20 protein-coding genes and 1 pseudogene are annotated in these 20805 nt (G+C 69.6%); 15 read left to right on the top strand and 6 right to left on the bottom strand.

Annotated features, from left to right (window positions below):
- Nucleotides 1–44 precede the first annotated feature (44 nt).
- From M4D77_RS07265 to M4D77_RS07220, 10 genes are all read left to right on the top strand, one after another.
- The gene (locus M4D77_RS07265; protein WP_004019064.1) at nt 45–236 is read left to right on the top strand and encodes a ubiquitin-like protein Pup; all 192 of its coding nucleotides are present in this window, start codon (nt 45–47) and stop codon (nt 234–236) included.
- A complete protein-coding gene (gene prcB / locus M4D77_RS07260; protein ID WP_259935887.1) occupies nt 233–1114 on the top strand; it encodes a proteasome subunit beta in 882 nt (293 codons plus the stop codon). Before M4D77_RS07265 ends, prcB begins: the two co-directional genes overlap by 4 nt.
- Entirely contained in the window at nt 1111–1902 is a 792-nt protein-coding gene (prcA, locus tag M4D77_RS07255; RefSeq protein ID WP_259935886.1) for a proteasome subunit alpha, read from the top strand. Before prcB ends, prcA begins: the two co-directional genes overlap by 4 nt.
- 75 nt (nt 1903–1977) lie before the next feature.
- Nucleotides 1978–3336, top strand: a complete 1359-nt coding sequence (pafA, locus tag M4D77_RS07250) for a Pup--protein ligase (protein WP_004019052.1) — start codon at nt 1978–1980, stop codon at nt 3334–3336.
- 68 nt (nt 3337–3404) lie between these two features.
- Nucleotides 3405–4397: a YafY family protein gene (locus M4D77_RS07245; protein ID WP_259935885.1), complete on the top strand. Its 993-nt coding sequence runs from the start codon at nt 3405–3407 to the stop codon at nt 4395–4397.
- Nucleotides 4397–5368, top strand: a complete 972-nt coding sequence (locus tag M4D77_RS07240; RefSeq protein WP_259935884.1) for a YafY family protein — start codon at nt 4397–4399, stop codon at nt 5366–5368. The genes M4D77_RS07245 and M4D77_RS07240 overlap by 1 nt, the downstream gene beginning before the upstream one ends.
- 83 nt (nt 5369–5451) lie before the next feature.
- Nucleotides 5452–5724 (top strand): Sec-independent protein translocase subunit TatA, encoded by a 273-nt coding sequence (gene tatA, locus M4D77_RS07235; protein WP_259935883.1) that lies wholly within the window; start codon nt 5452–5454, stop codon nt 5722–5724.
- Nucleotides 5725–5817: 93 nt separating this feature from the next.
- The gene (tatC, locus tag M4D77_RS07230) at nt 5818–6735 is read left to right on the top strand and encodes a twin-arginine translocase subunit TatC (protein WP_091344258.1); all 918 of its coding nucleotides are present in this window, start codon (nt 5818–5820) and stop codon (nt 6733–6735) included.
- Nucleotides 6732–9542, top strand: coding sequence for an RNA helicase (locus tag M4D77_RS07225; RefSeq protein WP_259935882.1), 2811 nt, complete (start codon nt 6732–6734; stop codon nt 9540–9542). The genes tatC and M4D77_RS07225 overlap by 4 nt, the downstream gene beginning before the upstream one ends.
- 211 nt (nt 9543–9753) lie before the next feature.
- Nucleotides 9754–10659: a DUF4333 domain-containing protein gene (locus M4D77_RS07220; protein ID WP_259935881.1), complete on the top strand. Its 906-nt coding sequence runs from the start codon at nt 9754–9756 to the stop codon at nt 10657–10659.
- A 70-nt stretch (nt 10660–10729) separates the two neighbouring features.
- Here M4D77_RS07220 and M4D77_RS07215 read toward each other — a convergent pair whose 3' ends face one another.
- Nucleotides 10730–11686 (bottom strand): 5'-3' exonuclease, encoded by a 957-nt coding sequence (locus tag M4D77_RS07215; protein ID WP_259935891.1) that lies wholly within the window; start codon nt 11684–11686, stop codon nt 10730–10732.
- A gap of 54 nt (nt 11687–11740) precedes the next feature.
- Here M4D77_RS07215 and M4D77_RS07210 point away from each other — a divergent pair, with 54 nt between their 5' ends.
- Complete coding sequence (locus M4D77_RS07210; RefSeq protein ID WP_259935880.1) at nt 11741–12907, top strand: Xaa-Pro peptidase family protein; 1167 nt, start codon at nt 11741–11743, stop codon at nt 12905–12907.
- Here the strand turns inward: M4D77_RS07210 and M4D77_RS23840 are convergent.
- Nucleotides 12814–13242, bottom strand: a pseudogene (locus tag M4D77_RS23840) (hypothetical protein); the annotation flags it as partial. The gene M4D77_RS07210 and the pseudogene M4D77_RS23840 overlap by 94 nt on opposite strands.
- 37 nt (nt 13243–13279) lie before the next feature.
- Nucleotides 13280–13681, bottom strand: coding sequence for a PPOX class F420-dependent oxidoreductase (locus M4D77_RS07200; RefSeq protein ID WP_247449173.1), 402 nt, complete (start codon nt 13679–13681; stop codon nt 13280–13282).
- 63 nt (nt 13682–13744) lie between these two features.
- On the opposite strand from M4D77_RS07200, the gene M4D77_RS07195 reads away from it, so the two are divergent.
- The 4 genes from M4D77_RS07195 to M4D77_RS07180 are packed head-to-tail and all read left to right on the top strand — an operon-like array spanning nt 13745 to nt 17383.
- Nucleotides 13745–14542 carry an SDR family NAD(P)-dependent oxidoreductase gene (locus M4D77_RS07195; RefSeq protein ID WP_259935879.1) on the top strand — a complete coding sequence of 266 codons (798 nt, stop codon included), beginning with the start codon at nt 13745–13747 and terminating at the stop codon, nt 14540–14542.
- Complete coding sequence (gene cbiE / locus M4D77_RS07190; RefSeq protein WP_259935878.1) at nt 14539–15849, top strand: precorrin-6y C5,15-methyltransferase (decarboxylating) subunit CbiE; 1311 nt, start codon at nt 14539–14541, stop codon at nt 15847–15849. Before M4D77_RS07195 ends, cbiE begins: the two co-directional genes overlap by 4 nt.
- Complete coding sequence (gene cobM, locus M4D77_RS07185; protein ID WP_259935877.1) at nt 15846–16622, top strand: precorrin-4 C(11)-methyltransferase; 777 nt, start codon at nt 15846–15848, stop codon at nt 16620–16622. The genes cbiE and cobM overlap by 4 nt, the downstream gene beginning before the upstream one ends.
- A complete protein-coding gene (locus tag M4D77_RS07180) occupies nt 16619–17383 on the top strand; it encodes a cobalt-precorrin-6A reductase (RefSeq protein ID WP_259935876.1) in 765 nt (254 codons plus the stop codon). Before cobM ends, M4D77_RS07180 begins: the two co-directional genes overlap by 4 nt.
- Here the strand turns inward: M4D77_RS07180 and M4D77_RS07175 are convergent.
- From M4D77_RS07175 to cobG, 3 genes are read right to left on the bottom strand one after another with little or no spacing between them, the layout of a single operon-like run.
- Nucleotides 17336–18937, bottom strand: coding sequence for a precorrin-2 C(20)-methyltransferase (locus tag M4D77_RS07175; RefSeq protein WP_259935875.1), 1602 nt, complete (start codon nt 18935–18937; stop codon nt 17336–17338). The genes M4D77_RS07180 and M4D77_RS07175 overlap by 48 nt on opposite strands.
- 11 nt (nt 18938–18948) lie before the next feature.
- Complete coding sequence (locus M4D77_RS07170) at nt 18949–19572, bottom strand: precorrin-8X methylmutase (RefSeq protein WP_259935874.1); 624 nt, start codon at nt 19570–19572, stop codon at nt 18949–18951.
- A gap of 13 nt (nt 19573–19585) precedes the next feature.
- Nucleotides 19586–20746: a precorrin-3B synthase gene (gene cobG, locus M4D77_RS07165; protein ID WP_259935873.1), complete on the bottom strand. Its 1161-nt coding sequence runs from the start codon at nt 20744–20746 to the stop codon at nt 19586–19588.
- Nucleotides 20747–20805 lie beyond the last annotated feature (59 nt).

Raw genomic sequence — 20805 nt, 5'->3', positions numbered from 1 at the left:
CGCGGTAGCCCGCCAAGGGGCGATCGGTTTCAAGGAGGCAGCAGATGGCGCAGGAACAGACCAAGCGTGGTGGCGGCGGCGACGACGAGGGCGTGGGCCCCGATTCCGGCGCCGGACAGGAACGTCGCGAGAAGCTGGCCGAGGACACCGACGACCTGCTCGACGAGATCGACGACGTGCTGGAGGAGAACGCCGAGGACTTCGTGCGCGCCTACGTCCAGAAGGGCGGCCAGTGAGCGACAGGTTCGGTTCACTGCCCCCGCTGTCCCAGTTCCGCCCCGGCGCGTTCGCCGGCGCCGACATCTCGTCGTTCACCGAATTCCTCCGGACGCATGCGCCGGAACAACTCCCGCAGGCCCAGGTCGACCGGGTGGGGTCGTTCGCCGGCGGCGCCGACGGCGCCGGTGACATCCCGCACGGCACGACGATCGTGGCCGTGTCGTACCCGGGTGGGGTCGTCCTCGCCGGGGACCGCCGGGCCACCATGGGCAACCTCATCGCCACGCGCGACGTCAAGAAGGTCTACATCACCGACGAGTACTCGGCGGCCGGGATTGCCGGCACCGCCGGGATCGCGATCGAGATGGTCCGGCTGTTCACCGTCGAACTCGAGCACTACGAGAAGATCGAAGGCGTCCCGCTGACACTGGACGGCAAGGTCAGCCGGCTGGCCTCGATGGTGCGGGGCAATCTCGGCGCGGCCCTGCAGGGTCTGGCGGCCATTCCGCTGCTCGTCGGCTACGACATCGACCACGATGATCCAAACGTACGCGGACGCATCTTCAGCTTCGACGTCGCGGGTGACCGGCACGAGGAGTTCGGTGGCTACACCGCCATCGGCTCGGGGTCGGTGTTCGCCAAGTCCTCGCTCAAGAAGCTCTACCGACCCGATCTGACCGCCGACGAGGCGCTCGCGATCGCCGTCGAATCGCTGTACGACGCCGCTGACGACGACTCGGCGACCGGCGGGCCCGATCTGGTCCGCAAGATCTTCCCGATGGCCGCCATCGTCGGCGCCGACGGGGCCCGGGAGGTGGACCCGACCGACATCGAGGCGGCGGCACGTGCCGTCGTCGAACGCCGCAGCGCCGAGCACGAGGGGGGTGCCCGATGACCTTCCCGTACTACGCCAGTGCCGAGCAGATCATGCGCGATCGCTCGGAGCTCGCCCGCAAGGGCATCGCCCGGGGTCGCAGCGTCGTGATCCTCACGTTCGCCGACGGTGTGCTGTTCGTCGCGGAGAACCCGTCCAACACGCTCCGCAAGACCAGCGAGATCTACGACCGGATCGGTTTCGCGGCGGTGGGCAAGTACAACGAGTTCGAGAGCCTGCGCAAAGCCGGCATCCAGATCGCAGACATGCGCGGCTACAGCTACGACCGTGCCGACGTGTCCGGGCTGTCGTTGGCCAACACCTACGCCAACGCACTGGGCAGCGTCTTCACCGAGCAGGCGAAGCCGTTCGAGGTCGAGCTCTGCGTCGCCGAGGTCGCCCGTCCGGGCAAGCCGAAACGGTCGCAGCTGTACCGGATCTCCTACGACGGGTCGATCACCGACGAGACCCGCTTCCTGGTGATGGGCGGGGCGACCGAACCGATCGCGGCGGCCCTCAAGGACAGCTACGAGCCCGACATGGAGCTCGGCCGGGCGATCGGCGTCGCGGTCACCGCCCTGACGGCGCCGGCCGACAACGGTGGCGGGACCCCGACCGAACGTCGGGTGCTCGCCGCGGGCGATCTCGAGGTCGCCGTCCTCGACCACAACCGTCCGCGGCGCGCGTTCCGGCGCCTCACGACGTCCACGGTCGAAGGGCTCCTCCCGCAGGCTGCGGCGACCCAGTCCTCGGATACACCGTCCGAGGCGGACGAAGTCCCTGGTGAGACGCCATCCTCCGAACAGTGACGAGAACGCCGCGGCGCGCGGCGGCCGGTGCGTGTCGACCGGTCCGCCGCGGTCCGCGCGAGTAGGGTTGGTCAAGTGCAGCGACGAATCATGGGCATCGAGACCGAGTTCGGTGTCACGTGCACCTTCCACGGCCACCGCCGCCTGAGTCCGGACGAGGTCGCGCGGTACCTCTTCCGCCGGGTCGTGTCGTGGGGCCGGTCCTCGAACGTCTTCCTGCAGAACGGCGCTCGCCTCTATCTCGACGTCGGATCGCATCCCGAATACGCCACCGCGGAGTGCGACAGCCTCATCCAGCTGATCAACCACGACCGCGCGGGCGAACTGGTTCTCGAGGACCTGCTCGTCGATGCCGAACAACGCCTGGCCGACGAGGGCATCGGCGGCGACATCTATCTGTTCAAGAACAACACCGACTCGGCCGGCAACTCCTATGGATGCCACGAGAATTATCTCGTCGTGCGGGCGGGGGAGTTCTCCCGCATCTCCGACGTCCTGTTGCCGTTCCTCGTGACGCGCCAGCTGATCTGTGGTGCGGGCAAGGTTCTGCAGACCCCCAAGGCGGCGACCTTCTGCCTGTCGCAGCGCGCCGAGCACATCTGGGAGGGCGTCTCGTCGGCGACCACCCGGTCGCGCCCGATCATCAACACGCGCGACGAGCCGCACGCCGACGCCGAGAAGTACCGCAGGCTGCACGTCATCGTCGGCGACTCGAACATGTCGGAGATGACCACCCTCCTCAAGGTCGGTTCGGCGGCTCTCGTCCTGGAGATGATCGAGGCCGGTGTCGCGTTCCGGGACTTCGCGCTCGACAATCCGATCCGCGCGATCCGCGAGGTCAGCCATGACCCGACGGGGCGACGCCCGGTGCGCCTCGCCGGCGGCCGGCAGGCCAGCGCCCTCGACATCCAGCGCGAGTATCACGCCCGGGCCGTCGAGCACCTCACCAACCGCCGGCCCGACCCCGAGATGGACATGGTCGTGGACCTGTGGGGACGGATGCTCGACGCCGTGGAGAGCGATGACTTCGCCAAGGTCGACACCGAGGTCGACTGGGTCATCAAGCGGAAGCTGTTCCAGCGCTACCAGGACCGGTACTCGATGGAGCTCTCGGATCCGAAGATCGCGCAGCTCGACCTGGCGTTCCACGACATCAAACGCGGCCGCGGCGTGTTCGACGTCCTGATGCGCAAGGGGCTGGTCGCCCGGGCGACCACCGACGAGGCCATCAAGACCGCGGTCAACGAGCCGCCGCAGACCACCCGTGCCAAGCTCCGAGGCGATTTCATCTCGGCCGCGCAGAAAGCCGGGCGTGACTTCACCGTCGACTGGGTTCACCTCAAGCTCAACGACCAGGCCCAGCGGACGGTGCTGTGCAAGGACCCGTTCCGCAGTGTCGACGAGCGCGTCGATCGCCTCATCGCCTCGATGTGAGCGCCGGGTCACCGGCGAACCCAGCGTGCCTCCGCACGCGGTGAACGGCCACGTTCTAACCTGACTCGGTGGCAACCCCCAAAGTCGAGCGTCTGCTCAACCTCGTGATCTGCCTGCTGTGGACGCGGCAGTACGTCACCGCCGACTACATCCGCCGCAACGTCGCGGGCTATTCGGACGACGGGCAGTCCGACGAGGCGTTCAACCGGATGTTCGAGCGGGACAAGAACGAGCTGCGAGATCTCGGGATCCCCCTCGTGACCGGCCGGTCGCCGATGGCGGCCGGCGCCGAGGGATACCGCATCGACCGCGACTCCTACGAGTTGCCGGAGATCTCGCTGGAGTCCGACGAGGCCGCGGCGATCGCCATGGCCGCCGCGCTGTGGGACACCCCCGAGGTCTCGACGCTGTCGCAGACGGCGATCCTCAAGCTCCGGGCCGCCGGGCTCGATGTCCGCTCCGAGGACGATCTGGGGATCACCTCGGGCGGGTCGTCGCGATCGCTCGGTTCCGAAGAGGTCATCGCCGGCCTGCTCGCCGCGGTCCAGGACCGCCGTGCCGTCGAGTTCCAGCATCGATCGTCTGCCGCGGCCGCCCCGACCACCCGACGCGTCGAACCGTGGGGGGTCGTGTCGCATCGGGGCCGCTGGTACGTCGTCGGCCACGATCGCGACCGCGACGCCACCCGGACCTTCCGGCTGTCGCGGATCACGGCGGTCGCCGCGGTCGGTGCCGCCGACGCGGTCGTGGTCCCGGCCGGCACCGATCTCCAGCAGATCGTCTCCGCGGCGGTCGATTCCGCTGCCGGTTCGGACGGACGGACCGCGCGGATCTGGGTCGCGGCCGACCGGGCATTCTGCCTCCGCCGGGCCGCGACGACGACCGAACCCGCCGACTTCGACGGCGAACCCGGCGACATCGTGACCCTCGACATCCACTCGCTGACCGCGGTGGCGCGGATGGTGCTGGGTGTGGGCCGCGATGCGGTCGTCCTCGATCCACCCGAGCTGCGCGAGCTCGTCATCGCGAGCCTCGACCGTCTGATGGGGGTGAGCGTCTGATGGCCGCGGCAGCGCCGTCGAGACTCAACCGACTGCTGGCGATGGTCCCGTATTTCCAGGCCCGCCGGGGCATCTCGGTTGCTCAGGCCGCCGACGAACTCGGGGTCACGCAAGCGCAGCTCACGAAGGACCTCGAGCTGCTCTTCGTCTGCGGGCTACCGGGCTACTACCCCGACGACCTGATCGAGCTCGAGTTCAGCGAGGGTTACGTCACGGTCGGGTTCACCGCGGGCATGGACCGGCCACTGCGGCTGACGACCGTGGAGGCGAGCACGCTCCTCGTCGCACTGCGGGCGCTGGTCGAGACCCCGGGGGTCGTCGATGTCGCGGCGGCCAGGCGGGCGATCGCCAAGATCGAGCAGGCGGTGGGTGCGACAGTGCCGGGGGTCGCGGGCGCGTCCGACGCACCCGCCGAGCCGTCGGGGGAGAACCCCACGTACACGACGATCCGCGAGGCCACCAAGAAAGCGCGTGCATTGCGCCTGCGCTACTACTCGGCCGGACGCGACAGCGTCACCGACCGCGTGGTCGACCCCATCCGCCTGCAGGTCATGGACCAGCACACCTATCTCGAGGCCTGGTGCCGGATGGCCGAAGGCGTGCGGTTGTTCCGGTTCGACCGCGTCGACACCGCGACCGCCCTCGACGAGCCGAGTCGTCCGCCGGCCGAGGCGGCGGCGTCGAATCAGTCGGTGCTCGTCGCCGAGGACCCCGACCTCCCGGCCGTCGAGATCGAGATCGACGCCGATCACCTGTGGATTCTCGATTACTACCCGCTCGAACCCCTCGAGACCGTCGAGGACCGGCCCGATCCAGGTCTCCCCGTCCGCGCCCGGTTGGTCTACGGCTCGCCGGAATGGCTCACCCGATTCCTGCTCGGATTCGCCGGCGCCGTGCGGGTCGTCGATGACCCTGCGATTGCCGCCGCGGTCGCCGACACCGCGGAGGCCGCCCGCGGGCGTTATCGCTGAGACCGGCCACGGCTGGGCCCTTCCGGCCCGGCGTGTGTCGGGTAGCATTGGACACTGTCTGCTCCGAACTGAAGGGTGATCTCATGGGCTTCACGTCATGGTGGCACTGGGCGATCGTCGCCATCGTGCTGCTGATCCTGTTCGGCTCGAAGAAGCTGCCGGACGCCGCCCGTGGTCTGGGACAGTCGCTGCGCATCTTCAAGAGCGAGGTCAAGGAGATGCAGAAGGACGACGACAAGGACGCGCCGGCCACCACCGACGCGGCAGCGAACGATCCGGCACGACGTGAGCTGCCCGTGGGTGACTCGACCCAGCCGGCCGCGCAGCGCGACGCCGACGCCAAGAAATCGGCTTAGGGGCGCGTCGGAGCATCGCCAGTGCGCACTCTCCCGATTCCCCGACGCCTCGACCCGCGGCAACGCAAGCGAAAACTCAATCCCGACGGCACCATGTCGTTGGTCGAGCACCTGTACGAGTTGCGCACTCGTATGGTCATCTCGCTGCTGGCCATCATCGCCACCACCATCTTCGGGTTCGTCTGGTACAGCCACGGCTTCCTGGGCATCCCGTCGCTCGGCGACGTGCTGCGCGGGCCGTACTGCGATCTGCCCGCGTCGTCGCGCGCGACGCTGACCCCGGATGATTCGTGTCGCCTTCTGGCGACCGGTCCGTTCGACCAGTTCATGCTCCGGTTGAAGGTCGCGCTGACCGCGGGTGTGGTTCTCGCCTGTCCGGTGTGGATCTACCAGATCTGGCAGTTCATCACGCCGGGTCTGCACGCCCACGAACGTCGCTACGGCATCATGTTCGTCGCTATGGCGACGACCCTGTTCGTCAGCGGCGCGGTGCTTGCCTATCTGGTGGTGGCCAAGGCCTTCGACTTCCTGCTCACGGTCGGCAACGAGGTCCAGGTCACGGCACTCGCGGGTGACCAGTACTTCGGCTTCATGCTCAACGTCCTGGTGATCTTCGGCGTCAGCTTCGAACTCCCGCTCCTGATCATCGCGCTGAACGTCGTCGGCGTGCTGACCTACGCCCGGTTGAAGAGCTGGCGCCGCGGGCTCATCTTCGCGGTCTTCGTCTTCGCCGCCATCGCGACACCGGGCCAGGATCCGTTCACGATGCTCGCACTGGCCCTCGCGCTCACCGTGCTGCTCGAGTTCGCGATCCAGTTCGCGCGGATCTTCGACCGACGCAAGGCGAAGAAGGCGCCCGCATGGGCGGGCCTCTCCGATGACGAGGCCAGCCCACTGCCGCCGACGAAACCGATCGCCCCGGCATCGCCGATCCCGGCGCCGGCGAACGCGGTCGCCAACGCCACCCGTACGTCGACGCGGGCACGCGAGACCTTCGACGACGTCCTGTGACCCAACTCGACTCGTTCACGTCGAGACTCGCTTTCCGCCTCGACGACTTCCAGCGCCGCGCGTGTGAGGCGCTCGAGGGCGGCCACGGTGTGCTGGTGTGCGCACCGACCGGCGCGGGTAAGACCATCGTCGGCGAGTTCGGCGTCCATCTGGCCCTGGCCGGTGGCTCGAAGTGCTTCTACACCACGCCGATCAAGGCGCTCAGCAACCAGAAGTACAACGATCTCGTGGCCGTCCATGGGCACGAGTCGGTCGGGCTGCTGACCGGCGACAGTTCGATCAATCCCGATGCCCCGGTCGTCGTCATGACGACCGAGGTCGTCCGCAACATGATCTACGCCGAATCACGGGCCCTGGACGGTCTGTCCCACGTCGTCATGGACGAGGTCCACTTCCTGGCGGACCGGTTCCGCGGGGCGGTGTGGGAAGAGGTGATCCTGCACCTCGAACCGTCGGTGCGGGTCGTCAGTCTGTCGGCGACGGTGAGCAACGCCGAGGAGTTCGGCGACTGGATCCAGACGGTTCGCGGTGACACCTCGGTGATCGTCGACGAACACCGTCCGGTGCCGCTGTCCCAGCACATGCTCGTCGGGCAGCGACTGTTCGACCTGTTCGATCCGGCCGACACCGGTCCGGCCCGCAAGGCCGGAACGCGACCGCGCGTCAATCCGGAGCTCAAACGCCAGATCCGGCACCGGATCCTGATGGCCGACGACGAGCGGGAGTCGTCGCGCGGCCGTGGCCGAGGACGTGGCGGCGCGCCCCGTCGACGCGACGGACGGGGACCCGCGCTCTCCCGGCCGAACCTCGTCACGCGACTCGACCGCGAGGGGCTGCTCCCCGCGATCGGTTTCATCTTCTCCCGTGTCGGTTGCGACGCCGCCCTGGCGCAGTGTCTGCGATCCGGGATCTCGCTTCTGACTCCCGCAGAGATCGGCGAGGTCGACGCGATCGTCGACCGCCACCTCACCGAACTGGCGCCGGCCGACCTCGACGTGCTCGGGGTGCATGAGTGGCGTGAGGGGCTGCGACGCGGACTGGCCTCGCACCATGCGGGGATGCTCCCGACCTTCCGGCACACGGTCGAGGAACTTTTCGTGCGCGGCCTGGTCCGGATGGTGTTCGCCACCGAGACGCTCGCGCTCGGCATCAACATGCCCGCTCGCTCGGTGGTTCTCGAGCGTCTCGTGAAGTACAACGGCGAATCGCACGTCGACCTGACGCCCGGCGAGTTCACGCAGCTGACCGGTCGCGCCGGCCGTCGCGGGATCGACGTCGAGGGTCACGCCGTCGTGGTGTGGACACCCGAGGTGGTGCCGGAGGAGGTCGCCGGCCTCGCCGGCGCGCGGACGTTCCCGCTGCGGAGTTCGTTCTCCCCGGAATACAACATGGCGGTCAACCTGCTCGGCCGATTGGGCCTGGACGGCGCGCGTGAGCTGCTCCATCGGTCGTTCGCCCAGTTCCAGGCCGATCGATCGGTCGTCGGTCAGGCGCGAAAGCTGGACGAGGCGCAACGGGCGCTGCGCAAGCTCGACGGCGAGCTGGCCCGCGCCGCGCAGGCTCGGGGGCTGGAACCTGGTGGTGCCGAACCGGATTCGGACGACGGTCCGTACGCGGGCTTCCCCGGTTACATCACTTTGCGCGAGGACATCCGCCGCCGCGAACGAGATCTGAAGTACCGCAAGCGGGTCAATACACACGACGCCATCACCGCTGACCTGGCCGCACTCAAACGCGGTCATGTCATCGGCGTACCCGTCGGACGGCACCGCGGTCTGGCGGTCATCATCGAACCGGCTACGCAGGCGCAGGATCCGAAGCCGCTCGTACTGACCGAGGACGCCTGGTGCGGACGCGTCGGTACCCGCGACTTCGTCAACCCGCCCGAGGTGCTGGGCAACATGCGGATGCCGAAGAACGCCGACCGACGCACCGGGCGCGGTCGCCGCGACCTGGCGTCGGCGTTGCGATCGACCGGCATCGAGATGCCGCGCGGACGTCAGAAGAAGCGCGCCGACGCCGCCGACGACACCGAACTCGCGCACCTTCGGCGAACCCTGCGCGCGCATCCGGCACATCAGCTGTCCAACGGTGACGAGCTGTTCCGGCTCGCCGAACGCCGCAACCGGCTGGTGCGCGACATCGTCAACGCCGAGCGCAGCATCGGGGAGCGGACGTCCACCCTCGGGGTCACCTTCGATCACATCGTCGGCGTACTCAGCGAGCTGGGATACCTCGAGCGCGTCGCCGAGTCGACCGAGTCCACCGGGCACACGATGATGGTGACCGATTCGGGCAAGCTCCTCGGCCGTATCTACAGCGAGAGCGACCTGGTCGTGACCGAGTGCATCCGAGCCGGGGTCTGGGACGAGTTGTCACCCCCCGACCTCGCCGCGGTCGTCGCCGCACTCGTCTACGAGAGCCGGCGCGACAGTTACAGCGGGGTCGACGCCCTGCCCGGCAGCAGCTCGATGCGTGCGGCGATGGCCGCGACCGTCGAGATCTGGTCGCGGGTCACCGCGGTCGAGCAGCGTCATCGGGTCAGTCCGACACGCGAACCCGACACCGGTTTCTCGGTCGCCGTGGCCACGTGGGCGTCGGGTCGTTCGCTCGGCGAGGCCCTGTTGCTGGCGGGCGAACGCGGCCAGCTGCTCTCTCCGGGCGACTTCGTGCGATGGAACCGGCAGGTCGTGGACCTGCTCGAACAGATCCGACTCGGGGTGGGCTCCGACACGCGCCTCGGTGGGACGGCGCGGGCAGCGGTCAAGGCCATCCGCCGCGGCGTGGTCGCCGCCGAGCTCGGCTGAACCGCGCCGTCGACCTCCGCCGACGAGTGTGCGCCGGTGTCGGTTCACCGGACGACGCGACGCCGGGCCACGCGCGATGTTCGCTGATAGTCCCAGGCCGCTGAGGTAACGTTCATCCCGCATTCGGTGTCGGCGTGTCCTGCCCCGATACTGCCGCGACGTCACAGTTCGCCGGCACCCGTCCGGGTGAACGGCCGAGTGGGAGGGACTCATGACCGACCCGTACAACCCCAACCCGTCCCAGCCGAATCCCTCCGGTGATCAGTCCGGTCCCGACGGCAAGACCGAGATCGTGAACCTCCCCGGCGCCACTCCGACGGGCGCCCCGCAGGCCGACCCGACCACCATGGCCCCCAACCCGGGCTCCGCCAACCCCGGGTCACAGAACCCGGGTTATGGTCAGCCGCAACAGAATCCGTACCAACAGAATCCCTACCAGCAGAACCCGTACCAGCAGCCGGGCGGGCCGACGGGCCAGCCGCCCCAGTCGGCCCCGTCTCAGTCCCAGCCGACTCAGGTCGGTCAGCCGGGGCAGTACGGGCAACCGGCCGGTCAGCCCTACGGGCAGCCCGGCGGTCAGTATGGCGCCGAGCAATACGGAGCCGGTCAGTACGGGGGACCGGGTCAGTACGTGCCCGGTCAGTATGGGGCACCCGGACAGTACGGCCAGCAGCCCCCCGGCCAGGATCCGTACGCCCAGAACCAGTACGGGCAGAACCAGTACGGGCAGAACCAGTACGGGCAGAACCAGTACGGGGGCGGCGACCAGTTCAGCGGGATGGCGACCGGGAAGTCGAACAAGACCGCCCGGACGCTGATGTTCGTCGGCGGCGGCGCGCTGCTCCTCATCGCCGCGATCGTGCTGATCACCGCATTCCTCTTCCCCGGATGGGCACCGAAGAACCTCGATCAGCAGGCGGCGCAGGACGGCGTGCAGAAGATCCTCACCGAGGACTACCAGGCCAGCGACGTCTCCGACGTCCAGTGCCCGTCGGGGCAGCGGGTGGAGACCGGAGCGTCGTTCACGTGCTCGGTCACCGTCGGCGGGCAGCAGCAGCAGGTCACCGTCACGTTCATCGACGACGACGGCCGCTACGAGGTCTCGCGCCCCAGCTGACTCGACCGGCTGTGACGTCCGGCCTCAGCAGGCTGTCACGTCCGGCCTCAGCCGGCTGCGACATGTGGCCTCAGCCGGCCTGGGGCCAGCCGAGAGCCTTGGCCAGCCTCCCCACCGACGCTCCGATACCCAGCTCCTCGACGAGCTCCGCGAGGGCCGCGGGGTCGGCGGGCTCGGCCGGGAGGATGTCCGAACCGCTGTCGATCGTCTCGGCGTCGGTGCGCACGGAGACGACGGTCCGCGCCGCCTGCAGGTACTCGACCGAGGCGAGCAGTGCCTTGCGGCTCCGTGTCGGAACCGATGACGACGGGTCGGCGGCAGCCGCCTCCAGTGCGTCGAGGCTGCCGTACTCGGTGATCAGTTTCGCCGCGGTCTTCTCGCCGATACCGGCCACGCCCGGCAGACCGTCCGAGGGATCGCCGCGCAACATCGACATCTCCGCGTAGCCGATACCCGCGCGCTCGACCGGCACGCCGTATTTCTCGGCGACCTCCACCGGGCCCATCATCTCGGCCTTCGCCAGACCGCGGCCGACGTACAGGACGCGCACCGGGACGGGATCGTCGGCGACCACCTGCAGCAGGTCCCGGTCACCGCTGACCACGATCACCGGATCGTTCGCCTCGTCGTAGGCGAGCGTGCCGATCACGTCGTCGGCTTCACAACCGACAGCGCCCGAGGTGGCGATGCCCGCCGCCGCGAGAACGGCCATGATCATGTCGACCTGCGGGGTGAGGGTGTCGGGTACCTCTTCGACGTCGATGTCCCGGCCCTCGACGTCGGTCCCACCGTCGGGGACCGCGACGCGATGGGCCTTGTAGGTGGGGATCAGGTCGGTGCGGAACTCGGGGCGCCAGTCGAGATCGAGGCACACCACCAAGCGTGTGGGGCGTTCGCGCACCACGAGATTGGCGATCGTGTCGACGAAACCGCGTACCGCGTTGACCGGTCGCCCATCCGGGCTGGTCATCTTCTCCGGCAGCGCGAAGAACGATCGGAACCACAGGCTGGCGCCGTCGAGCAGCATCAACGAATCCGTCACCCCCACACTCTGTCATGAGTCGGCGGTAGTGTTCGTCGCATGGCATCTGGGAGCGGGGCAACACGGGTCGCGACGGCGGGCGAGGGGATCGGAGCCGGGCCGCTCTTCGAGGCGCAGGTCTATCGCGACCGGGTCCGCCGCGCCGCCGAACTCACCCGCGCCGCGGAGTTGGACGCGCTGGTAGTCGCCCCCGGGCCGGACCTGCGTTACCTCATCGGTTCCCGGGCGGAGACCTTCGAACGGCTCACGGCGCTCGTGATCCCCGCGACCAGTGATCCCCGATTGGTGATCGCGCGGCTCGAGGTCCCGTCGCTGTCGTCCTCCGCGGTCGGCGATCTCGACATCGAGGTGGCCGACTGGGTCGACGGCGACGACGCCCACGCTCTCGCATTGGCCGGATTGCCGTCGCAGCCGCGGATCGCGGTCTCCGACTCCATGCCCGCCCTCCACGTCATCCCGCTGGCCCGACACACCGGCGCCACACCGCAATTGGCGACCGACGTGCTCCGCGAACTGCGAATGATCAAAGACGCCGCGGAGATCGACGCGCTCCGCCGCGCGGGTGCCGCGATCGACCGGGTGCACTCGCGGATGGGGGACTGGCTGATCCCCGGCCGCACCGAACGCGAGGTGGCCGCCGACATCGCCGCCGCGATCCTCGAGGAGGGTCACACCGAGGCGGCTTTCATCATCGTCGGGTCGGGACCGAATGGAGCCGATCCCCATCACGAGTTCTCCGACCGGGTCATCGAGCGGTCCGACATCGTCGTGATCGACATCGGCGGTCCGGTAGAGCCGGGCTACAACTCCGATTCCACGCGCACCTACTGCTTCGACGATCCGCCCGCCGAGATCGCCGACGCCTACGCCGCTCTGCTCGCGGCCCAACGCGCGGCGGTGGCCGCCGTCCGGCCGGGGGTGAGCGCGTCCTCGATCGATGCGGCGGCGCGTGATCTTCTCGCCGAGCGCGGCCTGGCCGATCGGTTCATCCACCGGACGGGCCATGGGATCGGGCTGTCGGTGCACGAGGAGCCGTACATCGTCGGTGGCAACGACATCCCGTTGCGCACCGGTATGGCGTTCAGCGTCGAGCCGGGGGTGTACGTGCCCGGTCACTGGGGTGCCCGCATCGAGGACATCGTCGTCGTGACCGATGACGGCTGCGAGTCGCTGAACAACCGCCCGCACGAACTCGTCCGGTTGTAGGCGAAATTCGACCGGTGAACCTCATTTCGACTGCTGGACTTCGATCGAGGTCCAGCAGTCGAGTTGAAGTTCGCTGGTTGGCGGGTTTGAATCCGGGGCGCGTCACGAAGGGTCCGGCGACCGAGCCTGCCAAACCGTCGGGTGGTAGGTCCGTGGATCTCATCGCGCCCGGTGTTCAGATGTTCTGCGAACCGTCGGGGTATGTCGGGTCGGCGGTTGATGTGTTCGGGGTTGGGTGGTGCGCCGGGTTCAGGGTTGAGTCGCCAGGCGCAGCGGCCTTCGTCGGGTCCGTTGCGGACCACCCGGGTGGTGTATTGGCCGGGCCGGTGCCGGACGGCTCCGCAAGAAGCATCCGACTTCCGACGCGCGTCACTAGCTGAACAGCGAGGCCGAACCCAGTACCCGGCTCACGCTGATCTCGATCACGACGCGGCGCGGGTTCGGCCTGGGCTCCCGGTATCGCTGGGCGTAGCGCTGCTCGGCCTCGCGCACGCGCTCGGGCTCACGACGCACCGTGGCGGGACCCTCCAGGGTCAGCCATCGCGGGCCGTCGACGTTGGTGACGGCCGCGTAGCCACCCCGCTCGGTGTTGCGGACCTTCTGATTGCCGTCCGAGGTGATGACCCTAGCCAGGCCGGCGTCGGGATCCCAGGTGAAGCCGACGGCCACGGCGTGGGGGGTGCCGTCGGCGCGCAGCGTGGTGAGGGTCCCGAGGTGGCGTTCGACGAGGAAGGCGAGCGCATCGGGCCCGAGATCGGCGGCGGTACGAGGCATGACACCAAACTAGCCGCGACGCCGCACACGGTCGGTCGCGGGGCCGATGCGATACTGGCAGCCATGGCGTCACGCAGCAGAGGGGCATCAGCGCGTCCGGACACCGACCCGTCCGGTGCCCTCGTGCTGTTCGGCGGCCGCAGCGAGATCGGCGTCGCCACCGCGGCGCGCCTCGCATCCGGGCGGACCGTCGTCCTGGCGGCCCGCCGTCCCGACGACCTCGCGTCCGAGTCCGCACGACTGCTCGATGCCGGTGCAACCGAGGTACACACCGTCGCCTTCGACGCGAACGACACCGACAGCCACCCAACGCTCGTCGAGTCGTTGGCGCAGCGACACGGTCCGATCGGGATCGCGATCATCGCGTTCGGCATCCTCGGCGACCAGCCCCGCGCCGAAACCGATGTGGCGCATGCACTTCAGATCGCCCACACCGACTACAACGCCCACATCAGCGTGCTGACCCCGCTCGCGTCGGTGTTGCGAGCGCGGGGCTCCGGGACCATCATCGTCTTCTCCTCGGTCGCCGGTGTCCGGGTGCGCCGCGCCAACTACGTCTACGGATCGACCAAGGCGGGTCTCGACGGATTCGCGAGCGGACTCGCGGATGCGCTGCACGGCACCGGCGCTCGCCTGCTGCTGGCCCGCCCGGGCTTCGTGATCGGCGCGATGACACGCGACCTCATGGCGTCCGGGGTTAAGCCGGCCCCGCTGTCGCGGGATGCCGAGCAGGTCGCCGACGCGGTGGCACACGCCTATCGCAAGGGCCGCGGTGAGGTCTGGATTCCGGGGACGTTGCGTCCGTTGTTCTTCGGGATGCGACTGCTGCCGCGTGCCGTGTGGCGGAGACTTCCCCGATGACGTCTCCGGACACCGAAGTCACGTCGTCTGTCCCGTCCGAGCTCGTCCCATCGGAGTTCGTGGTGGTCGGGATCGGCGCCGACGGTTGGTCCGGTCTGGGCGAGACCGTCCGCGACGAACTTCGCCGCGCCCGCGTGATCTACGGCGCCGCACGCCAACTCGCGCTCCTCGACGGAGCCGCGCCCGAGCTCGGCGCACAGCTGCGTCCCTGGCGCTCACCCATGTCGGAGCACTTGGCAGAGCTCGTCGAGACGGGGGCCGAGGATTCCGCCCACGCGGACACGATCCACATCCTGGCCAGCGGCGACCCGATGTTCCACGGCGTCGGTGCGAGCATCATCGCGCGTGTCGGTGTCGACCGGGTACGGGTGTATCCGGCCGTGTCGAGCGCGAGCCTCGCCTGTGCGCGTCTGGGCTGGGACCTCGCCACGACCCGGATCGTCAGTGCGGTGCGCGCCGAGCCGGGCGTGGTGCTCGGCGAGGTCACCGACGGGGCTCGCGTACTGGTCTTGAGCCGCGACGAGACCACACCCGCCGCACTCGCCGGGATTCTGGTCGACGCCGGTTTCGGCGCGTCGACGATGACCGTCCTCGAGCAGCTCGGCGGGCCGGCTGAACAGATCACCGCCGGTACGGCCGAGACCTGGCGCCGCCGGGCCGGCGACCCGCTCAACATCGTCGCCGTCGACTGCGTCGGACCCCGCCGGTCCCGGCTCCCGGGGCGGCCGGACGACACCTATGAACACGACGGCCAGATCACCAAGTCGACGATCCGTGCCCTCTCCGTGTGCGCCTTGGAACCGGCCGGCGCGCAGGTCCTCTGGGACATCGGAGCCGGATCGGGCAGTGTGACGATCGAGTGGCTGCGTGCGGACGACCGGGGAGTGGCCGTCGCGTTCGAACGCGACCCCGATCGCGCTGATCGGTTGCGGCGCAACGCCACCCGGCACGGAGTTGCGCATCGGCTCTCGGTGCGGGGCCCGGCTCCCGACGACCTGTCCGGCGCGCCGCAGCCGGATGCCGTCTTCATCGGTGGCGGACTGGACGAGGCGATCCTCTCGCTCGTCTGGGCCAGGCTGCCGGACTCGGGGCGGCTCGTCGTGAACGCGGTGACCGTGGAGAACCAGACGCTCGTCACGCGCTGGCACGCCCGACACGGCGGTGACCTACGACGCCTGTCGGTCGAAACGGTGGCACCGCTCGGCACGATGCACACCTGGCGCCCGGCTCTGCCGATCGTGCAGTGGGCCGTCGCGAAGACGGCACCCCAGGCTGCCGCCGCGGATTCGACGGAGGCGCTCCGTTGACCGTCTACTTCATCGGGGCCGGCCCGGGTTCGCCCGATCTCATCACGGTGCGCGGAGCGCGGCTGCTGGGGGAGTGCCAGACCTGCGTCTACGCCGGGTCACTGGTGCCCCCGGAACTGCTCGACCTGTGTCCCGACGGTGCCGAACTGATCGACACGGCCCGGATGCCGTTGTCGGACATCATCGATGTCATCGCGGCGGCCGTCGGCAAGGGGCACGACGTGGCCCGCCTGCACTCGGGTGACCTCTCGGTGTACTCGGCGATGTCCGAGCAGCAGCGTGAGCTGACCGCGCGCGGAATCGATCATGAGATCGTGCCCGGTGTCCCGGCGTTCGCGGCTGCCGCGGCGGCACTCGACACCGAACTCACCATCCCCGGTGTCGGCCAGAGCCTGCTGATCACGAGGGTCTCCACCCTGTCGACGGACATGCCGCCGGGGGAGGATCTCGCGACCCTGGCCCGGACGGGGGTGACACTCGCGCTGCATCTCGCAGCCCATCGGGCCGAGGAGATCGTGGCGGCGCTCACCCCGCACTACGGCGATGACTGCCCCACCGCCACAGTCGCTTTCGCCAGTCGGGAGAACGAGCAGATCGTGCGGTGCCCGCTCAACCGGTTGCTCGAGGCCCTCGACGCCGCCGACATCCGGAGGACCGCGGTCATCTTCGTCGGCCACGTGCTCGGTCCGCGCCGGTCGGACGTCACCGACAGCTATCTGTACTCGCATGCGCGGATGACCAAACTCCGCGCTGATCGCCACTCGACGTCGTGACCGACCTGATCCCTCCGGATCCAGTCCCGCACGTCCTGATCCTCGGCGGGACCGGGGAGGCACGAGCGCTCGCCTCGACCCTCGCCGACACCGACATCGCGTTCATCAGTTCGCTCGCCGGCCGGGTGAAACACCCCCGCCTACCGGCCGGGCCGGTGCGCATCGGCGGGTTCGGCGGATCCGACGGGCTCCGGGAGTGGTTGCAGAGCAACCGCATTCAGGCAGTGGTCGACGCGACCCATCCGTTTGCCGCGACGATCACCCGTAGCGCGGCGCGAGCCACCGCCGATGCGGGTGTGCCGCTGTTGCGCCTGCGCCGGGACCCCTGGGTGCCCGGCGACACCGACACCTGGATCCGTGTGCCCGACCTGCCCGCTGCCGCACGAGAAGTGGCCGCCCGGGGCGGCCGCGTCTTCCTGACCACCGGGCGCCAGGACGTCGGTGTCTTCGCGGGGATCGATTCGGCGTGGTTCCTGATCCGGGTCGTCGACGCCCCGACCGGAGCGCTTCCGCCGCATCACGAGGTGCTGCGCTCGCGGGGGCCCTATGACCACCGGTCGGAGCGAGAGCTGCTGCGGAACAACGACATCGATCTGCTCGTCACGAAGAACAGCGGCGGATCGCTGACCTCGGCCAAGCTGGCGGCCGCGGCCGAACTCGGCATCGAGGTCATCATGGTCGACCGGCCCGCCGAACCCGACACGCCGGTCGTCTCAGATGTCGGTGCTGCCCGGAACTGGCTCGAGGAGCTGTTCGGCTGACTGATCGGCGGTGTGATCGTCGCTGTCGACCGGGTGGTGGCTGCGCGGTGTGAACACCAACGTTCCGGCCGCGCGCGGCACGACCCTTGTGGCCGACGACCCGATGATGATCATCGTGCGCATGTCGACGACCGCGGGATCGAAGTCCGCGACCGTGGTGGTGGTGAGTTGCTGCTCCGGACCACCGACGTCCCGTCCGAGGATGACGACGCGATCGGGCGACACCGTCTGCGAGAGAGTGTGTTTGAGGGCCCCGACCTGCCAGGTGCGGCTCGCCGAGCCCGGGTTGTAGATGGCGATCACCAGGTCGGCGCCGAGTGCGGCTCGGATGCGCCGTTCGATGACCGACCACGGCTTCAACCGGTCGGAGAGCGAGATGATCGCGAAGTCATGCCCGAGGGGCGCTCCCACGGCAGCGGCGACCGCGGTCGCCGCCGTGACGCCGGGCACCACACGGACGGGCACCTCGTGCCACCGGGGCTGTGCGGCGACCTCGGCGACCGCGGCGGCCATCGCGAACACACCGGGATCACCGGACGAGACGACGGCGACGCGAGCGCCGCGTCGAGCCAGGTCGAGCGCGAACTCGGCCCGCTCGGCCTCGACCCGGTTGTCGCTGGCGTGTACTCGCTGCCCCGGCCGCGGGGTGACGCGCTTGAGATAGGTGGTGTAACCGACGAGGTCGGTGGCCGTGGCCAGCTCGGCGCGGACCTCCGGGGTGGTCCAGCTGTCGTGACCCGGTCCGAGGCCCACGACGACGAGCTCACCGGGGACGGGCTCCGGCTCGAACCTCGGATTGTTGCGGCGTCCGGGGACGACGAGGATCGAGAAGTACGGCACCTCCGCGGGATTCACGTCGGCGGCCGGCAGCACCCGCTCGACGGTCGTCGACGCGCGTTCGACGTAGAAGGCTTCGTCGAGACGCCCGGCCTCGCGGAGGGCGTCGCGCACCCGCTCGAAGGTCCGACCGAGTTTCATGACCACGATCGCGTCCGCGGACCGGAAGCGGAAGAGCAACTCCGAGGTCGACGCGGTACCGGGCACGACGGTCAGCGTCTCCTCGCCCTCGACGAGCGGGACCCCGGTCGCCGCGGACGCCGCGCTCACCGAGGTGACGCCGGGCACGATTTCGGCGTCGAAAAGCGGTGCCAGGCGTTTGTGCATGTGCATGTAGGAGCTGTAGAAAAGTGGATCGCCCTCGGCGAGCAGGACGACATCGCGACCCGCGCGCAGGTGCACCGCGAGACGTTCGGCACTCTCGGCGTAGAAGTCGTCGAGCGCGCCCTGGTACCCACCGGGGTGGTCGGTCGTCTCGGTGGTGACCGGGTACATGAGACGTTCCTCGGTCTGGCCGTCGCGCAGGTAGGGTTCGGCCACCGACCGCGCGATGCTGTTGCCGTGTCGCGCAGAGTGATACGCGATCACGTCCGCGGTGCTGATCAGGCGGGCGGCCTTGACGGTCATCAGCTCGCTGTCACCCGGGCCGAGCCCGATGCCGTAGAGCGTGCCCGGACCTGACTCTCGTCCGGCCGCTGCGGTGCTGTCAGAGTTCATGGGGTCCACCATCATTCCTGCGGGGTCGCGAGCGCGTTGACCGCGGCCGCGGTGATCGCCGATCCACCGCGCCGGCCCGTGACCGTGATGAATTCGAGGTCGTCGCGTTCGGCCAGTGCCGCGCAGGATTCGACCGCGCCGACGAAACCGACGGGTGCCCCGACGATGGCGGCGGGACGCGGTGCGCCGTCGTCGATCATGTCCAGGAGCGCGAACAGTGCGGTCGGCGCGTTGCCGATCGCGACCACCGCACCTTCCAGGCGCGGCCGCCAGAACTCCAGTGCCGCAGCGGTCCTCGTGGTTCCCATCTTCTCGGCGAGGGCCGGGAGAGTGGGTTCGGACAGGTGGCACAGCACCTCGTTGTCCGCGGGGAGACGCTTACGCGTGATCCCGGACGCCACCATGTTCGCGTCGCAGAGGATCGGGGCGCCGGCTTCGAGCGCACTGCGCGCGGCGGTCACGACGCCGGGCGTCGCGACCACGTCGCGCGTCAGGTCGGTCTGGCCGCACGCGTGGATCATGCGGACGACAACGGTCGCGACGTCGGGTGCGAACGCGGAGAGGTCGGACTCGGCGCGGATCGTGGCGAAGGACTGGCGGTAGATCGCGGCGCCGTCACGCAGGTACTCGGTCATGGTGGGAACGAGCCTAACGGCGCCGCCGTTCGTATCCGCCGTCGGGCGTGGCCTGCACCGACAGGTGCGATTCGGCCGGCGACCCGCAGCCACGGGCGCAGCCCACCCAGTGTTCACGCTCCTCGACGGGGTCGTCGTCCTGCACCCGGGCCACCAGGTCGTCCCGGACCGGCGCATGCGCGGACGAGCAACCCGGGGCTCCGACGCAGCAGCTGACCTGGGCCCATGGCGAAGCGGCGTCGAAGATCAGACCCATCGGTGCGAGCACGCGGACGACGGTCTCGGCCACGCCTTCGCCGAGGTCGCACAGGAGGATCTCGCGGTCGGGGGTGAACACGACCGGCGCCTGCACGGCCGCGATGAATTCCGCCAGCCGGGCCGGCAAGCGTCCGAGTTCGACGACCGCGCCGAGCAGCACCGCGCCGTCGTCCTGGTCGAACCAGCCGACGATCGGTTCCTCCGAGGCGACCTGTGCCGCGTCCGGGTCGGCCCCGATGACGGGATCCAGCGTCGGGGCGATGATTTCCGCGAGCCGGCGCCGGGAGTCGTCGTCGAGGTCGCGGACCCGCCAGGCGCCGGGCGAGACCTCGCCCAGACCCGCGGCCACCGCGATGAGCGCGCGCACGATCGCCTCCGTACCGGTGGCCGATCCGACGGCCGTCCCGCCGATGAGGACGTCTGCGGCCAGGGGAGTGTCGCTCCGGATCATCGCGCACGCGTCGGGTCGTCGTCCGGCGATGTCACCGCGCCCGTCGTCGATGCCGAACAGGAACCGGCCGGACAGGGTGGCCGCGGCCGGGTCGGCCCGCAGGGCGTCGTCGAGGGCCGCGGCGAGCGGACGCGCGTCGGCGACGCCGCCGATGCGACCGGTCAGGGGGCTGAGCTCGATGTTGCGCACCTTGTCGTGGCTGCTGCTCGGCGCGAGCCCGGCGGCGACGACGGCCTGCGCGACGGCTTCGACGTCGGTGATCCCGCGCAGTTGGAGGTTGCCGCGCACCGTCAGTTCCAGGTGCCCATCGGCGTGGTCGGCGGCGGCCCGGGCGAGCGTCTCCAGCTGGTCCGGACGGATCCGTCCGCCCGGCAGCCGGACACGGGCCAGCGCGCCGTCGGCCGCCGGGTGCGTGTCGAAGACCCCTGGGCAACGGTCGGTGGCGGCCCGGGCTGACTGGTTCATCCCACCAGCCTACGACCGGCGGGCGCGGTGGCCGTAGGCTGAACGCACTGCGAGCGGGC

The sequence above is a fragment of the Gordonia sp. p3-SID1431 genome, assembly GCF_025143765.1.
In the GTDB taxonomy this organism is placed as follows: domain Bacteria; phylum Actinomycetota; class Actinomycetes; order Mycobacteriales; family Mycobacteriaceae; genus Gordonia; species Gordonia hongkongensis.
This window is presented reverse-complemented; position numbering and strand designations above follow the sequence as displayed.

What these genes read in the sequence shown, in the direction of transcription:
- prcA (WP_259935886.1), top strand. Translation starts at nt 1,111, where the DNA reads ATGACCTTCCCGTACTACGCCAGTGCCGAGCAGATCATGCGCGATCGC.
- M4D77_RS07220 (WP_259935881.1), top strand. Translation starts at nt 9,754, where the DNA reads ATGACCGACCCGTACAACCCCAACCCGTCCCAGCCGAATCCCTCCGGT.
- M4D77_RS07215 (WP_259935891.1), bottom strand. Translation starts at nt 11,686, where the DNA reads ATGCTGCTCGACGGCGCCAGCCTGTGGTTCCGATCGTTCTTCGCGCTG.
- M4D77_RS07175 (WP_259935875.1), bottom strand. Translation starts at nt 18,937, where the DNA reads ATGAACTCTGACAGCACCGCAGCGGCCGGACGAGAGTCAGGTCCGGGC.
- M4D77_RS07240 (WP_259935884.1), top strand. Translation starts at nt 4,397, where the DNA reads ATGGCCGCGGCAGCGCCGTCGAGACTCAACCGACTGCTGGCGATGGTC.
- cobG (WP_259935873.1), bottom strand. Translation starts at nt 20,746, where the DNA reads ATGAACCAGTCAGCCCGGGCCGCCACCGACCGTTGCCCAGGGGTCTTC.
- M4D77_RS07200 (WP_247449173.1), bottom strand. Translation starts at nt 13,681, where the DNA reads ATGCCTCGTACCGCCGCCGATCTCGGGCCCGATGCGCTCGCCTTCCTC.
- tatC (WP_091344258.1), top strand. Translation starts at nt 5,818, where the DNA reads ATGTCGTTGGTCGAGCACCTGTACGAGTTGCGCACTCGTATGGTCATC.
- M4D77_RS07170 (WP_259935874.1), bottom strand. Translation starts at nt 19,572, where the DNA reads ATGACCGAGTACCTGCGTGACGGCGCCGCGATCTACCGCCAGTCCTTC.
- M4D77_RS07265 (WP_004019064.1), top strand. Translation starts at nt 45, where the DNA reads ATGGCGCAGGAACAGACCAAGCGTGGTGGCGGCGGCGACGACGAGGGC.
- M4D77_RS07195 (WP_259935879.1), top strand. Translation starts at nt 13,745, where the DNA reads ATGGCGTCACGCAGCAGAGGGGCATCAGCGCGTCCGGACACCGACCCG.
- M4D77_RS07210 (WP_259935880.1), top strand. Translation starts at nt 11,741, where the DNA reads ATGGCATCTGGGAGCGGGGCAACACGGGTCGCGACGGCGGGCGAGGGG.
- tatA (WP_259935883.1), top strand. Translation starts at nt 5,452, where the DNA reads ATGGGCTTCACGTCATGGTGGCACTGGGCGATCGTCGCCATCGTGCTG.
- cbiE (WP_259935878.1), top strand. Translation starts at nt 14,539, where the DNA reads ATGACGTCTCCGGACACCGAAGTCACGTCGTCTGTCCCGTCCGAGCTC.